The sequence below is a fragment of the Nocardia sp. NPDC005746 genome (assembly GCF_040630785.1).
In the GTDB taxonomy this organism is placed as follows: Bacteria; Actinomycetota; Actinomycetes; order Mycobacteriales; family Mycobacteriaceae; genus Nocardia.
Genome location: NZ_JBEXYE010000009.1, coordinates 1 through 14616, shown reverse-complemented (window position 1 = coordinate 14616; position 14616 = coordinate 1). Strand labels below are relative to the sequence as shown.

General features: G+C 69.7%; 11 protein-coding genes and 1 tRNA gene. 8 read left to right on the top strand and 4 right to left on the bottom strand.

The genetic code is table 11. The features are described from left to right. Positions 1–31: 31 nt before the first annotated feature. Positions 32–1420: a hypothetical protein gene (locus ABZ412_RS18330; RefSeq protein WP_357282069.1), complete on the top strand. Its 1389-nt coding sequence runs from the start codon at positions 32–34 to the stop codon at positions 1418–1420. Positions 1421–1429: 9 nt separating this feature from the next. After that, positions 1430–2029: a TIGR03086 family metal-binding protein gene (locus ABZ412_RS18325; protein ID WP_357282068.1), complete on the top strand. Its 600-nt coding sequence runs from the start codon at positions 1430–1432 to the stop codon at positions 2027–2029. A 2-nt stretch (positions 2030–2031) separates the two neighbouring features. Here the strand turns inward: ABZ412_RS18325 and ABZ412_RS18320 are convergent, their stop codons facing one another. The 4 genes from ABZ412_RS18320 to ABZ412_RS18305 all read right to left on the bottom strand — a co-directional run bounded on the left by ABZ412_RS18320 (position 2032) and on the right by ABZ412_RS18305 (position 5529). Next, a complete protein-coding gene (locus tag ABZ412_RS18320) occupies positions 2032–3309 on the bottom strand; it encodes a lipase family protein (RefSeq protein ID WP_357282066.1) in 1278 nt (425 codons plus the stop codon). 346 nt (positions 3310–3655) lie between these two features. Then, positions 3656–3731 (bottom strand) — tRNA-Arg (locus ABZ412_RS18315). Positions 3732–3844: 113 nt separating this feature from the next. Then, a complete protein-coding gene (locus ABZ412_RS18310; RefSeq protein WP_357282065.1) occupies positions 3845–4558 on the bottom strand; it encodes a DUF305 domain-containing protein in 714 nt (237 codons plus the stop codon). 11 nt (positions 4559–4569) lie between these two features. Next, positions 4570–5529: a DUF3105 domain-containing protein gene (locus ABZ412_RS18305; protein WP_357282063.1), complete on the bottom strand. Its 960-nt coding sequence runs from the start codon at positions 5527–5529 to the stop codon at positions 4570–4572. 122 nt (positions 5530–5651) lie between these two features. Here ABZ412_RS18305 and argS point away from each other — a divergent pair, with 122 nt between their 5' ends. The 6 genes from argS (at position 5652) to rho (ending at position 14524) form a co-directional block, all read left to right on the top strand. Next, complete coding sequence (argS, locus tag ABZ412_RS18300) at positions 5652–7310, top strand: arginine--tRNA ligase (RefSeq protein ID WP_357282062.1); 1659 nt, start codon at positions 5652–5654, stop codon at positions 7308–7310. Then, entirely contained in the window at positions 7311–8732 is a 1422-nt protein-coding gene (lysA, locus tag ABZ412_RS18295) for a diaminopimelate decarboxylase (RefSeq protein WP_357097785.1), read from the top strand. Continuing rightward, positions 8729–10072 (top strand): homoserine dehydrogenase, encoded by a 1344-nt coding sequence (locus ABZ412_RS18290; protein ID WP_357282060.1) that lies wholly within the window; start codon positions 8729–8731, stop codon positions 10070–10072. Before lysA ends, ABZ412_RS18290 begins: the two co-directional genes overlap by 4 nt. Beyond that, entirely contained in the window at positions 10069–11160 is a 1092-nt protein-coding gene (thrC, locus tag ABZ412_RS18285) for a threonine synthase (RefSeq protein ID WP_357282059.1), read from the top strand. The genes ABZ412_RS18290 and thrC overlap by 4 nt, the downstream gene beginning before the upstream one ends. 25 nt (positions 11161–11185) lie before the next feature. Next, complete coding sequence (gene thrB, locus ABZ412_RS18280) at positions 11186–12139, top strand: homoserine kinase (protein ID WP_357282369.1); 954 nt, start codon at positions 11186–11188, stop codon at positions 12137–12139. Positions 12140–12439: 300 nt separating this feature from the next. Then, the gene (rho, locus tag ABZ412_RS18275; protein ID WP_357282057.1) at positions 12440–14524 is read left to right on the top strand and encodes a transcription termination factor Rho; all 2085 of its coding nucleotides are present in this window, start codon (positions 12440–12442) and stop codon (positions 14522–14524) included. Positions 14525–14616: the final 92 nt, after the last annotated feature.

Genomic DNA, 14616 nt, shown 5'->3' with positions numbered 1-14616 from the left:
GGCGTCGCATCACCGAGGGAGTAGGTGACACATGGGCGCGAGGTTCGCGTTGGCACACCAGCCCAGCATGGCCGTGCCCCTGTCGATCCGGCGTTACGCGGTGTCGATCGAGACGCTCGCGGCCCTGCTCGGCGCGGTAGTGGCGGGACTGCTGCTGATGGCCCCCCTCGATCTCGGCGGCGCCACCGCCGGACCGGTCCTGCAATTGGATCTGCTCGTCCTCAATATGCCGCGCGCCGCGGCGGCGGGAGCCGCGCTGGCCGTGGTGTCGGCGGCCCTGGTGGTCGCGCTCGGCAGACGCAGCGCGTGGATCACCGCCTGCGGCAGCGCGGTCATGCTGCTGGTCGACCAGTTCTGGAACCGGGGCGCGCCGACCATGGACAGCCTCACCACCGCCAATTACATCGACTCCATGTTCGCGGGCATCCTGCTCGGCGCACTGGCCGTCGCGGTCTTCGGCAAGCCGCTCGCGACCGCGGCCTTCCTCATCGGCGCGCTCGGCTCGATCCTGGTCGGCGACCAGACCTCGCTGCCGCCCGCCGACGGCCAGGGCAACCCGCTCATCCAATTGGCCTCGGTCGGCACCCCGCCGGTATGGCTGCTGCTGCTCACCGCCGCGCTGCTGGCCGCGGGAATCATGCTGCAACAGCCCGATCCGGCGATCGAGGAGGAGACCACCGACCTGGCCATCGGCACCATCCTGTCCGCGCTCGTGGTGATCACCGCGACCGTGTTGTCCACGGAATGGTTCGTGCGCCACGCCGGGACCCTCGTGCAGATCGGCGCGGCGATCGCCGTCACCGTCGGCGCGGCCGTACTGGCCGCCCTGCTGCTGCCGGGCCGCGAGGGCACGCTGGTGCTGCTGGCGGTCGCGGTGGCCAATGCGGGCAGCGCGATCATCGCGGTGCCGCGGCCGGATTGGACCGCGCCGTTCCCGGTGCTGGCCCTGCTGGCCGGACTGGCCGCCGGACGCGCGCGGCGCTCACCGTGGCTCGCGCTGGCGGTGACCGGAGCGTTGGCCGTCTTCGCGGCGGGCACCGCGGACCTGGCCCACCAGTACTCGGTGATCCCGGTGCTCGGCGTGGTCGGCACCGGATTCGCCATCGGCTGCTGCTTCGGCGCGGCGGTGCCGAAGGGCGCGGGCAGCGCGGTGGTGGCCATCGCGGTGCTGATCGTGCCCTGCCTGGTGGTGGCGTTGCGCGGCAGCGACTTCGGCCGGGTCGCGTATTCGCCGCGCTGGTACCGGGATCCGACCGGCGTGGTCTCGGCGCTGCCGGGCTGGTCGGCGCTGATCGTCACCCTCGGCTGTGCGGCCGGGGTGTACCTGCTGTGGCGGATCCGGCCGGCTGGCGCCGCGCCCGCCGCCCTGCTCGCCGCGCGCCACGCCGATGAACCGCGGAATGTCATGCCCCGGAGCTAGTCTGGCCGCATGACCGATACGTCACCGGTGGACCCGACCGTCGATCTCCTGGCCCGGGCGATCACCCAGACCAGCGAGGTCATCGCCGCCGTCACCCCGGATCAGGCCGACCAGCCCACCCCGTGCGAGGACTGGACCGTGCGGGAACTGGTGACCCACCTGATCGGTCAGATCCTGCGCGACTTCCGCATCGCCGCCCGCGGCGACATGCCCGAGTGGGGAGCGCCGCCCGAGCAGGTCGGCGCGGACTGGTCCGCCGAATTCCAGACCCGCGCGCGAGCCCTGCTCGACCAGTGGCGGACCGCCGACCTGGAACGGCCGGTGCCCAGCCTGGGCGGGGAGGCCCCGCTGCGCGGCCGCGCCGACCAGCAGATCGCCGAATTCGCCACGCACACCTGGGATCTCGCCCGCGCCACCGGCCAGGACCGGACCCTGGACCCCGAACTCGCCGAATACGGCCTGGCCTGGTCACATCGGGTGCTGAAGCCCGAATTCCGGGGCCCGGGAAAGGCTTTCGGCGCCGAGATGCCGATCGCCGCGGACGCCCCCGTCTATGACCGCCTCGCCGCCTGGTTCGGCCGAGATCCGGCCTGGACGCCGTCGGCCTGAGCTCAGCGCCCGAAGCGCCGGTTCACCCAGGCCAGCGCGTCGTCGAACGACGCGTCGAGCACGCCGCGGTGATCCACCCCCGCATAGGCGTGGTACTGCACCGGCTGCCCGCTCGCGCGCTGCTGCACCACCATGGCCTCGGTGCCCGGTGCGGGCACGGTCGTGTCGGCGCGGCCCTGCAACACCAGCAGCGGCTGGGTGAAGGACAGGGCGGTGGGGTCGTTCTCGTTCAGCACGCGGATCAGCGCGGCGGTGTCCCCGTCGCGCCGGAAGACATCGTCGGCGGTCAGTCCGCCCCACGAATCCGACTGCCGCAGTTGCCCGATGCACCGATCGTCGGCCTCATCCAGCATGGATTGCGCACGTGGCGTGAGGAATCGGACGGGATCCACCTCGGCCACCGTCTGGGCGCCGCGAATGATCAAGGGCAGGAACGACACCGCGCCGCCGGTGAGCGGGGCCAGCGTACCCGCCACGCCCGCGGTGGTAGCCAGCTGCGAGGCCTGCAAGCCGATGCCCTGGTGTGAGGCCGGGGCCAGCGCCACCGCGCCCAGCAGCTCCAGGTCGGGCGCCCACTGCTGGGCTTGCGCGTCGGTGAAGACGGCCGCCTGCCCGCCCTGGGAATGCCCGACCGCCACCCAGCGCGTCCCGATATCGGGGTCGATCTGCCGTGCGGCCCTGGCCATGTCGGTGACGGCGCGCTGCTCGGCGGTGCCGATCAGATAGCCGTGCGGCCCGGGCGTGCCCAGCCCCTGATAGTCGGTCTGCGCGACCGCGTACCCGGCCGCCACCCAGCGCTCCTGCACCCGCCGCACCATCGAGGTGTAGTCGTGGGCGGGGAAGTCGGGGGAGGTGTCGCGCGAGGGCGCGCACGCGTCGGCGACACCGGTGGTGCCGTGCGCCCAGGAGATCAACGGCCAGCCGCCGGGTGGCGGCGTGCTGTCGGGCACCGCGAGCGTGCCGGTGACCGCGACCGGATTGCCCTGCATATCGATCGAGCGGTACATCAGCAGATAGTTGCGCGCCCCGGCGAGCGCGGGTTCGCCTGTGAGCGGCCGGATCTGGATCACCGAACCGTGGGTCCCGGGAATCTGGTCGGCGGCCGGCTCGTAGAACGACGCGAGGGTCGTCTCCTCCGGCCGGACGGGTGTGGCGGTGGCCGGTGTGGCCAGGATCGAGCCGGTGATGGTGGCCGCGAGCAGCGGGAACAAGCGGCGGATTCCGGGGCGCGAAGCGCCCCGCGACCGCTGTCCTGGACGGGCGCTCTCGTTCTCCGGCACCTCTCAGAAGATACCGGCGTGCACGTGTTTCACTCGGCAAGGCGGGGCCGACCAGTCTGCCCGGAACGCGCTCGCGGTGTCCGGCTGCCTCCTGCACAACCGGACACCGCGATGCACATCTCTACCTTCCCGCCCAGGGCCGTGAATCGGAATACCGATCGGTCACGATGGCACGATAAGTCAGACATCTGACGCGGCCGTCACCGTGCTGCGCGAACGACAGCATCGCTGTGTGCGAACGACAGCATCGCTGTGTGCGAACGACAGCATCGCAGTGCGCGAACGACAGCATCGCAGTGCGCGAACGACAAAGGCCCCGACCGTCATTCACGGTCGGGGCCTTTGGTGGTGCCCTCGGCAGGAATCGAACCTGCGGCCTTCTGCTCCGGAGGCAGACGCTCTATCCCCTGAGCTACGAGGGCGGGGATGGTCCCGTCCGGTCTCCCGGTCGGGCGGGGAAAGCGTATCGCATCGGCCGCGCTGCGCCAAAAACCGATGCGGACCGGGCGTTTCTATCCACCCGGTCCGCCGGTCCTCAATTCATCGGCAGCGGTGCGACCTTGCGTTCGGCGAGCATCTGCGTCATCAGATCGGCCTCACCCTGCTGGGTTTTGGCCATGCTCTCCGCCAGCGACCGCACCGCGTCGGTGTCGGCGCGCTGGGCCGCGTACTCGATCATCGGCATGCCGCCCTGATGGTGGCGCAGCATGAGCTGCAGGAACAGCGCGTCCTGGGCCGGACCGGTGGCCTGGCCGAGCGCGGCCATCTCCTGATCCGAGGCCATACCGGGCATGGTCTGCACCGCGCCCGCGTGCATGGACGTGCCCGAATGCTGGTGCGCCGACATGTCGGTCATCCAGCCCATGTAGCCGTCGGGGGCGATGAGCGGCTTGTCCCACAGCTGCAGCCAGCCCTGCATGCGCCCGGCCTGATTGGCCTGCGTGGTCAGGATGTCGTAGGCCAGGCGCTTCACCGCCGGGTCGGCCGACCCGGACAGCGCCAGACTCGACATCTGCACCGCCTGCGTGTGGTGCACCGACATGTCCTGGGAGAAGCCGACATCCACGGCGCCGGGCGTTTCGGTCTGATGCCGCAGCGGATTGCCGACCAGGAGCCCGGCCAGGAAACCGACGAGCAGCACCCCGACCACGCCGAGGATCGCCAGCAGCTGCCGCTGATTGCGGCGCGGCTGCTGGGCGGGCTCGGCGGCGGGATCCGGCTCGGAGCTGCGATCGGGGACGTCGGCCATGAACGGCGGCACTACTGGGTCGGAGCCGGCTGCTCCGGCTGCGTCGGGCCGTCGGTCGGGGCCGGGATGGTCGGGATGCCGCCGGGCAGATTGGCGTCGGTCGGCAGCGCCGGGGTGCCCTCGGGCAGGCTCGGGATACCGGCGGGGAAGCCGGGGATGCTGGGCATGCCCGGGGTGCCGCCGATCTCGTTCTGCGCCTTGGTCGCGCCGGTGCCGTCCATCGGGACCGCGTCGGGACCGGGGGCGCTCGGGTCGAAGGCGGGCGGGTTGTCGGTCTTGAAGGTCGGGTTCGCGCAGTCCGCGCCGACCTCGGGGTAGGCGTACTGGTTCAGCCGCAGCGCGGTGATGAACTGGGTGACGCGCTTGTCGTCGGCGCTGTCCAGCTTGAGCTGGTGGCCCCACGACTGCATCGAGATGGCCGAATCCAGGCCCGGGTACGGCGACATCAGGGTGTACGGCTTGCCCTTGACCTTGGCCGACAACGTGTCGACGCCCGCCTTGTCGAGCTTGTCCGGGTTGTAGGCGATCCAGACCGCGCCGTGCTCGAGCGAGTGCACCGCGTTCTCGGTGCGGATCGCCGTCGGGTACACGACGCCGGTGCACGCCGCCCACGAGCTGTCGTGCGGGCCGCCGAAGGGCGGGGCCTGGTCGTAGGCCACCCGCTGGGTCGCGGCGATGTGCAGGCCCGCCGCGTAGTCCTTCTTCACCACGCCGGAGATCTGATCCGAGGGATCCTTCTTCTGCGCGGACGGCGTGTACTTGTTCTGCTCCTGCTTGTCCTGGATCTTCGGCACGAGCACCCAGGCGATGCCGCCGATCAGGGCGAAAACGCAGACGACGGCCCCGATCATGAGCCACGGGATCTGGCGCTTTCCGCCCAGTCCGCCGCCACCGCCCCTGCGGGACGGCCCGGCGGACTTGCCCGCGGCCTTGATGGCCTTGGCCGATTTGGCACTGGTCTTGCTCGGCATGCTTGTTGTGCTCTTTTCGACGTGTCGGACAATCAAACGACGCGGCCGCATCGTTTGCTGGGCACCTGCCCGGTGGTGCCCGCTCGCGGCGTTCACCTGCTCAGACCATAGGATAGTGACTCGTGACTCCAGCTGACCTTGCAGATCTCCTTCGTGCTACCGCGGCGAAGGTACTTGTCGAACGTGGATCCGACCCTTCGGTCCTGCCCGACGAGGTCAAGGTGGAGCGTCCCCGCAACCCCGAGCACGGTGACTATGCCACGAATGTGGCCATGCAGGTAGGTAAGAAGGCGGGAATGAACCCGCGCGATTTCGCCACGCTGCTCGCCGAGGCGCTGACCGCCGCCGAGGGCATCGACGCCGCCGAAGTCGCGGGACCTGGCTTTTTGAACATCCGCCTGGCCAAGGCCGCGCAGGGTGCGATCGTGGAGAAGATCCTGGAAGCGGGCGCGAAGTTCGGCACCGCGGACGCCATGGGCGGCACCAGGATCAACCTGGAGTTCGTCTCCGCCAATCCCACCGGCCCCATCCACCTGGGCGGCACCCGCTGGGCCTCGGTCGGCGACGCGCTCGGCCGCATCCTGGCCGCGCAGGGCGCCGACGTCACCCGCGAGTACTACTTCAACGACCACGGCGCGCAGATCGACCGCTTCGCCAACTCGCTCGTCGCCGCCGCGCTCGGGCAGCCGACCCCGGAGGACGGCTACGCGGGCGACTACATCGACGACATCGCCGACACCGTGGTCAAGGCCAACCCGGGCGTGCTGGAACTCCCGGAGACCGAGCGCCACGAGCTGTTCCGCCGCGAGGGCGTCGAGCTGATGTTCGCGCACATCAAGAAGACGCTGCACGAATTCGGCACCGACTTCGACGTGTACTTCAACGAGAGCTCGCTGTTCGCCTCCGGCGCGGTGGAGAAGGCCCTCGACGAGTTGAAGGCGTCGGGCAATCTGTACGAGAAGGACGGCGCCTGGTGGATCGCCTCCACCGAGTACGGCGACGACAAGGACCGCGTCGTCATCAAGAGCGACGGCAAGTCCGCCTACATCGGCGGTGACATCGCCTACTTCCAGAACAAGCGTTCGCGCGGCTTCGACCTGTGCATCTACATGCTGGGCGCCGACCACCACGGCTACATCGGCCGCCTGAAGGCCGCCGCCGCGGCGTTCGGCGACAACCCCGACACCGTCGAGGTGCTCATCGGCCAGATGGTGAACCTGGTGAAAGACGGTGCGGCCGTCCGCATGTCCAAGCGCGCGGGCACCGTCGTCACCCTCGACGACCTGGTCGAGCAGATCGGCGTCGACGCCGCCCGCTACTCGCTGGTGCGCTCCTCGGTGAACTCCAGCATCGACATCGACCTGGACCTGTGGACCCGCCAGGACAGCGAGAACCCGGTCTACTACGTGCAATACGCGCACGCCCGCACCAACCAGATCATCGGCAATGCCGCCGCGTTCGACTACGCCTCGGTCGCACCGGATTTCGCGCTGCTCACCGATGACCGCGAGGGCGAGCTGATCCGCACCCTCGGCGAGTACCCGCGCGTGGTGGCCACCGCCGCCGACATGCGCGAGCCGCACCGCGTCGTCCGCTACCTCGAGGAGCTGGCCGGCGCGTACCACCCCTTCCAGTCCGACAAGACGCTGCGTGTCATCCCGCAGGGCGACGACGAGGTCACCCCGCTCAATGCCGCTCGCCTCGAGCTGGTCAAAGCCACCCGTCAGGTTCTCGCCAACGGCCTCGGCCTGCTAGGCGTCAGTGCTCCGGAGCGTATGTAGATGAGTGCCCACCCCGCCGGTCCCCGCCACGCGGACATTCCGCACGCGCCCACCCTGGCCGAGCGCCCCAGCGCGCCCGCCCAGATGATCGAGCTGCCCGCGAACGTGTGGCCGCGCAACGCCTCCCGCGACGCCGACGGCGTGGTGCGGCTGGCCGGTGTGCCGGTGCACGAGCTGGCCGCCGAGTACGGCACCCCGCTGTTCGTCATCGACGAGGACGACTTCCGTTCCCGCTGCCGCGACATGGTCCGCGCCTTCGGCGACGGCGCGCGAGTCCACTACGCCTCCAAGGCGTTCCTGTGCGGCGAGATCGCCCGCTGGATCCGTGACGAGGGCCTGCACCTGGACGTCTGCTCCGGCGGCGAGCTCGCGGTGGCGCTGCACGCCGGGTTCCCGGCCGAGCGAATCGCGCTGCACGGCAACAACAAATCGGTGCCCGAACTGGAGATGGCGGTCGAGGCGGGCGTCGGCGACGTGGTCGTCGACTCGTTGATCGAGATCGAGCGCCTGGAAGCCGTCGCCAAGCGCGCGGGCAAGGTCGTCGACGTGCTGGTGCGCGTCACCGTCGGCGTGGAAGCCCACACCCACGAGTACATCTCGACCGCGCACGAGGACCAGAAGTTCGGCTTCTCCATCGCGGGCGGCGACGCCATGCAGGCCATCGCCCGGGTCTTCGAATCCGACAACCTGCGCCTGCTCGGCCTGCACTCGCACATCGGCTCGCAGATCTTCGAGATCGACGGCTTCGAGATCTCCACCCGCCGCATGCTGGGCCTGCTGCGCGAGGTCGCCGACAAGTTCGGCATGGAGCGCGCCGAGCAGATGCGGATCCTGGATCTCGGTGGCGGCCTGGGCATCTCGTACCTGCCGCACGAGGACCCGCCCGCCCTGGACGGTTTCGCCGCCAACCTGCGCCGCATCGTGGCCGAGGAGGCCGAGCGCGCCGGACTGCCGATGCCGACCATCGCCGTCGAGCCGGGCCGCGCCATCGCCGGTCCCGGCACCGTCACCCTCTACGAGGTGGGCACCATCAAAGATGTTGTGCTCGACGGCGGCAATCGCCGACGCTATGTGAGCGTCGATGGCGGCATGAGCGACAACATTCGTCCGGCCCTGTACCAGGCCGAGTACGACTGCCGTCTGGTCTCGCGGTCCAGCGAGGCCGGTCCGGTGGTGGCCCGAGTGGTCGGAAAGCATTGCGAGAGTGGGGATATCGTCATCCGCGATACCTGGCTCCCGGCCGATGTGGGCCCGGGCGACCTGGTGGCGGTGGCCGCGACCGGCGCGTACTGCTACTCGATGTCGAGCCGTTACAACATGCTCACCCGGCCCCCGGTGGTCGCGGTGCGAGACGGCAAGGCGCGCTTGATCCTCCGCCGTGAAACGGTGGAGGACCTACTCAGCTTGGAGGTGAAGGCATGACCGAGGTGGCGAACAACGCTGCGAAGAACGGCGTGTGGGGATCGGATCACCCGATCGGTGTCGCGGTCCTCGGCATGGGCACGGTCGGCACCGAGGTGGTCCGTATCATTCGTGACCACGCCGACGACCTGTGCAACCGTGTCGGCGCCCCCGTCGTGCTGCGCGGGGTCGCGGTGCGCGATCTGAGCAAGGACCGCGGCCTGTCCGCCGACCTGCTCACCACCGACGCCGAGGCCCTGGTCACCCGCGACGACGTCGATATCGTCGTCGAGGTGATGGGCGGCATCGACCCGGCCCGCGCCCTCATCTCCGCGGCCCTGAACGCGGGCAAGTCCGTGGTCACCGCCAACAAGGCGCTGCTCGCGGACTACACCGGCGAGCTGGCCGCCGCGGCCGAGAACCACCGCGCCGACCTCTACTTCGAGGCCGCCGTCGCCGGCGCCATCCCGGTGGTCCGCCCGCTCATCCAGTCGCTGTCCGGCGACCGGGTCAACCGCGTGGTCGGCATCGTGAACGGCACCACCAACTTCATCCTCTCGGCCATGGCCGAGACCGGCGCCGACTATGACGACGTGCTGGCCGAGGCCACCCGCCTGGGCTACGCCGAGGCCGACCCGACCGCCGACGTCGAGGGTTACGACGCCGCCGCCAAGGCCGCCATCCTGGCCTCGGTCGCCTTCCACACCCGCGTCACCTCCGGCGATGTCTACCGCGAGGGCATCTCCAAGATCACCTCCGAGGATCTGGAGACGGCCGCGGCTGTGGGCTGCACGGTGAAGCTGCTGGCCATGGCCGAGCGCGTCACCGACGAGGGCGGAAAGGAGAAGATCTCCGTGCGCGTCTACCCCGCTCTCATCCCGCGCAAGCACCCCCTCGCCTCGGTCAGCGGCGCGTTCAACGCCGTGGTCGTGGAGGCCGAGAACGCCGGCCGCCTGATGTTCTACGGGCAGGGCGCCGGCGGCGCTCCCACCGCGTCGGCCGTGATGGGTGACCTGGTGATGGCGGCGCGCAACAAGTTCTACGGTGGCCGCGCCCCGGGCGAATCGGTCTATGCTGAGCTGCCGATCGCCTCGATCGGCGACACCCCGACCCGCTACCACGTGAACATGCAGGTCGCCGACCGCACTGGTGTGCTGGAAGCGGTCGCCGGGGAATTCGCCAAGCACAGTGTGAGCATCTCGACGGTCCGCCAGGAGGGACACGACGAGGGTGCGCGCCTGGTTGTGGTGACCCACCACGCGCTGGAGTCCGCGCTGGCGGATACCGTTGCCGCATTGGCCGAACTGGACTCCGTCACGTCCGTGACCAGTGTTCTGAGATTGGAAGGCACCGAGGAATGAGTGCAACCGCACGCGCTGCTGCACCTGTGCACACGCCGTGGCCGGGTTTGATCGACGCGTATCGCGATCGTCTCGCGATTCCCGCCGACTGGAAGGCCGTCACTCTCTTCGAGGGCGGCACCCCGCTGGTGCCCGCACACCACCTGTCGGAACTGACCGGCTGCGAGGTGTACCTCAAGGTCGAGGGCGCGAACCCGACCGGCTCGTTCAAGGACCGTGGCATGACCATGGCCATGACCGACGCCAAGTACAACGGCAAGACCGCCGTGCTGTGCGCCTCCACCGGCAACACCTCGGCCTCGGCCGCGGCGTACGCCACCCGCGCCGGACTGCACTGCGCGGTGCTGATCCCGTCGGGCAAGATCGCCATGGGCAAGCTGGCCCAGGCGGTCATGCTGGGCGCGAAGATCATCCAGGTGGACGGCAACTTCGACGACTGCCTGGAGCTGGCCCGCAAGGTCACCTCCGACTTCCCCGAGGTCGGCCTGGTGAACTCGGTGAACCCGGCCCGCATCGAGGGCCAGAAGACCGCCGCCTTCGAGATCGCCGACGCGCTGGGCAAGGCCCCCGACGTGCACGTGCTCCCGGTCGGCAACGCGGGCAACATCACCGCGTACTGGAAGGGCTACAGCGAGTACTTCGCCGACGGCGTCACCACCTCGCGCCCGCGCATGCTGGGCGTGCAGGCCGCGGGCGCCGCGCCGCTGGTCAACGGCGCTCCGGTGTCGAACCCGGAGACCATCGCCACCGCCATCCGGATCGGCGCCCCCGCGTCCTGGAACGGTGCGATGAACGCCAAGGAGGAGTCGGGCGGCGCCTTCCGCGCGGCCACCGACGAGGAGATCCTCGCCGCGTACCGCCTGGTCGCGGCCACCGAGGGCGTTTTCGTGGAGCCCGCCTCCGCCGCGTCGGTCGCCGGTCTGCTGGCCGCGCGCGCCGAGGGCTGGCTGGATTCCGGCCTCACCGTGGTCTGCACCGTGACCGGCAACGGTCTCAAGGACCCGGACAACGCGCTCAAGGGGATGCCCGAGGTCAAGCCGATCGCGGTGGACCCGGTCGCCGTGGCCCACGAGCTCGAGCTGGCCTGAGTTGATCGCGCGCGACGCACAGCTCATGACGCGGACGCTGCCCGCCGGAATCTCCGTCACCGTGCGGGTTCCGGCGTCCAGCGCGAATCTGGGTCCGGGATTCGATTCCCTGGGAATCGCTCTGGGTCTCTACGACGAGATCATGGTGTCCACCACCGGCACCGGCCTGACCATCCGGGTCGAGGGGGAGGGCGCCGATGACGTGCCCTGGGGCCCTTCGCATCTGGTGGTGCGCGCCATCGAACGCGGCCTGCAGGCCGCGGGCGTGTGGGCGGACGGCCTGGACGTGGTGTGCCGCAACGTGATTCCGCATTCGCGGGGCATGGGCTCGTCGGCTTCGGCGGTGGTCGGCGGTTTGGCCGCCGGCCGCGGCCTGGCCGCGAAATTCGACGCCGGACTGGCCTACGGCGATGACGTGATGGTGCAGCTGGCCTCGGAATTCGAGGGCCACCCGGACAACGCGTCGGCCAGCATCCTGGGCGGGATCGTGGTGTCCTGGTCCGAAACCGACGGTCCCGCAGACGGAAACGGCACGGCCGAGCTTCATGGCCGCGCCTACCGCGCGGTGCGGCTGGAACCGCACGCCTCGTTGCGCCCGGTGGTGCTCATCCCCGAGGAGCGTTCCTCCACCGCGCACACCCGCGGCCTGCTCCCGGACACGGTGCCGCACGCCGACGCGGCGTTCAACGCCAGCCGGGCCGCGCTGGCGGTAGTCGCCTTGACGCAGCGCCCTGACCTGCTGATGCCCGCCACGGCCGACCGGCTACATCAGGGCTACCGCGCCTCGGCGCTGCCGCTCACCACGAAGTGGATCGAACGGCTGCGCGCGGCCGGCATCCCGGCGACCGTGTCGGGCGCCGGTCCGACCGTGTTGGCCTTCGCGACCAGCGAATTCCCCGAGGAACTGCGTGAACTCGCGATCGCCGACGGACTGCGCGTGCTCGAGCCCGGCATCGCCGACGGCGTCTTGGTGGATTGACAGCGCGCCTGCCTTGCCGATGCAAAAGGTGGGAGCTATCCTGAGCGAGTCCGTACATCGTGCGCGTCAGACGCCGGTGCTTCATCAGGGCAAATCGCTCCAGAGGCTCCTTGCTCGGGCTCGAGGCTTGAGGCTCGAAACTTGGGGGTAGCCAGTCAACTGGAATGATCTCTCCCACCATTTGGCGAGCCCACCGGTCCGGCGGGACAGGCGATACGGCATCCGAGTCCGGCAGGAGTCCGGACTGCAGGAGGAACCCTCGAACTGGCACACGGCGGTCGAGGGAAGGAAAGGATTTCCGTGACAGATACGGACCTGCTCGCGACACCCGGGGTGGACAGTGATCCAGCGTCCTCGGGGAGCCGCGAAAGTGACTCCGGACAGATTTCGAAGATGAGCGAACAAACTGACGTCGCACGATCGGGGCTGACTGGAATGTTGTTGCCGCAGTTGCGTGCGCTTGCGGGAGAGCTCGGTATCCGAGGCACTTCCGGGATGCGTAAGGGTGATCTCATCGCCGCTATCAAGGAGAACCAGGTCGGGGCCACCACCAAGGCGCCCGCGACCAGTGGTGGCAAGACCACGGGGAAGGCCAAGGCGAAGGCCGAGGACGCGTCGATTGCCGGGGAGTCCGTGTCGGCCGCCGACACCGAGTCCGTGAAGAAGTCCGCCCGGTCCGCCGATGCGGCGCCGGCCGAGGCGAAGACCGAGGCGAAGACCGACCGCGCCGAGAAGGCCGAGTCCCGCCAAAACGCTTCGGAGACGCGCGAATCCAAGGGCGCGGAGTCCCGTGAGGCCAAGCGCGAGGAGGGCGAGACCGCCCGCGCCGAGGGTGGCGAGGACACTCGCGACGGCGGCCAGCGTGGCCGCGGCCGCCAGCGCCGGGGCCGCGAGCAGCGCGGCGCGGCCGACAATGCCGAGGCCCCCGCCGCCGACAAGGGCGAGCAGGACGGTGGCGAGCGTCGCCGCGAGCGCAACCAGGGCGAGCGCAACCAGCGCGGCGACCAGGGTGAGCGCAACCAGGGCGAGCGCGGTCAGCGCGGCGACCAGGGCGAGCGCAACCAGAACGCCGGCCAGCAGAACGGTGCCGGTCGCAATGACCGCAACGACCGCGGTGGTGACGACGAAGAGGGCCGCGGCCGTCGGGGTCGCCGCTTCCGTGAGCGTCGCCGTGGGCGGGACCGCGACGGCGGTGCCGGTGGCGGCGGCGAGGCCCGCGAGATGGAGATCCGCGAGGACGACATCCTGCAGCCGGTCGCGGGCATCCTGGATGTCCTCGACAACTACGCGTTCGTCCGCACCTCCGGCTACCTGGCCGGCCCGAACGACGTGTACGTGTCGATGAACCTGGTCCGCAAGAACGGCCTGCGCCGCGGTGACCACATCGTCGGTGCGGTGCGCGCCCCGCGCGACGGCGACCAGAGCAACCAGCGTCAGAAGTTCGATCCGCTGGTGCGGTTGGACACGGTCAACGGCGGCGACGTCGAAAGCGCCAGGCGCCGACCGGAATTCAACAAGCTCACCCCGCTGTACCCGAACCAGCGCCTGCGGCTGGAGACCCAGGCGAACAAGCTGACCACGCGCATCATCGACCTGATCATGCCGATCGGTAAGGGCCAGCGTGCGCTGATCGTGTCCCCGCCCAAGGCGGGTAAGACGATGGTCATCCAGGACATCGCCAACGCGATCGCGACCAACAACCCCGAGTGCTACCTGATGGTGGTGCTGGTGGACGAGCGTCCCGAGGAAGTGACCGATATGCAGCGCTCCGTGCGCGGCGAGGTCATCGCCTCCACCTTCGACCGCCCGCCGAGCGACCACACCTCGGTCGCCGAGCTCGCCATCGAGCGGGCCAAGCGGCTGGTCGAGGCCGGTCAGGACGTCGTCGTGCTGCTCGATTCGATCACTCGTCTCGGCCGCGCGTACAACAACTCGTCCCCGGCTTCGGGTCGAATCCTTTCCGGTGGTGTGGATTCCACCGCGCTGTACCCGCCCAAGCGGTTCCTCGGCGCGGCCCGCAATATCGAGAACGGCGGCTCGCTCACCATCATCGCCACCGCGCTGGTGGAGACCGGTTCCACCGGTGACACGGTCATCTTCGAGGAGTTCAAGGGCACGGGTAACGCCGAGCTCAAGCTCGATCGCAAGATCGCCGAGCGCCGCGTGTTCCCGGCGGTCGACGTCAACCTGTCCAGCACCCGTCGCGACGACCTGCTGATGTCCCCGGACGAGGCGGCCGTGCTGCACAAGCTGCGTCGCGTGCTGTCCGGCCTGGACTCGCATCAGGCCATCGACCTGATGGTGGACCGGTTGAAGAAGACCAAGTCCAACATCGAGTTCCTGATGACGGTCTCCAAGACCGCCCCGGGCGCGATCGACGAATAAGCCTGTGGCGCAAGGCAATCGATTGCCTCGCGCCCGGGGCGGTCTTGGAGACCGTCATCAGGAACTCGATGTTGGACTTGGTCTTCTTCAAC

Excerpts from the sequence above, each read along its gene's own strand:
- ABZ412_RS18330 (WP_357282069.1), top strand. The coding sequence starts at position 32 with ATGGGCGCGAGGTTCGCGTTGGCACACCAGCCCAGCATGGCCGTGCCC.
- ABZ412_RS18325 (WP_357282068.1), top strand. The coding sequence starts at position 1,430 with ATGACCGATACGTCACCGGTGGACCCGACCGTCGATCTCCTGGCCCGG.
- ABZ412_RS18310 (WP_357282065.1), bottom strand. The coding sequence starts at position 4,558 with ATGGCCGACGTCCCCGATCGCAGCTCCGAGCCGGATCCCGCCGCCGAG.
- ABZ412_RS18305 (WP_357282063.1), bottom strand. The coding sequence starts at position 5,529 with ATGCCGAGCAAGACCAGTGCCAAATCGGCCAAGGCCATCAAGGCCGCG.
- lysA (WP_357097785.1), top strand. The coding sequence starts at position 7,311 with ATGAGTGCCCACCCCGCCGGTCCCCGCCACGCGGACATTCCGCACGCG.
- ABZ412_RS18290 (WP_357282060.1), top strand. The coding sequence starts at position 8,729 with ATGACCGAGGTGGCGAACAACGCTGCGAAGAACGGCGTGTGGGGATCG.
- thrC (WP_357282059.1), top strand. The coding sequence starts at position 10,069 with ATGAGTGCAACCGCACGCGCTGCTGCACCTGTGCACACGCCGTGGCCG.
- thrB (WP_357282369.1), top strand. The coding sequence starts at position 11,186 with ATGACGCGGACGCTGCCCGCCGGAATCTCCGTCACCGTGCGGGTTCCG.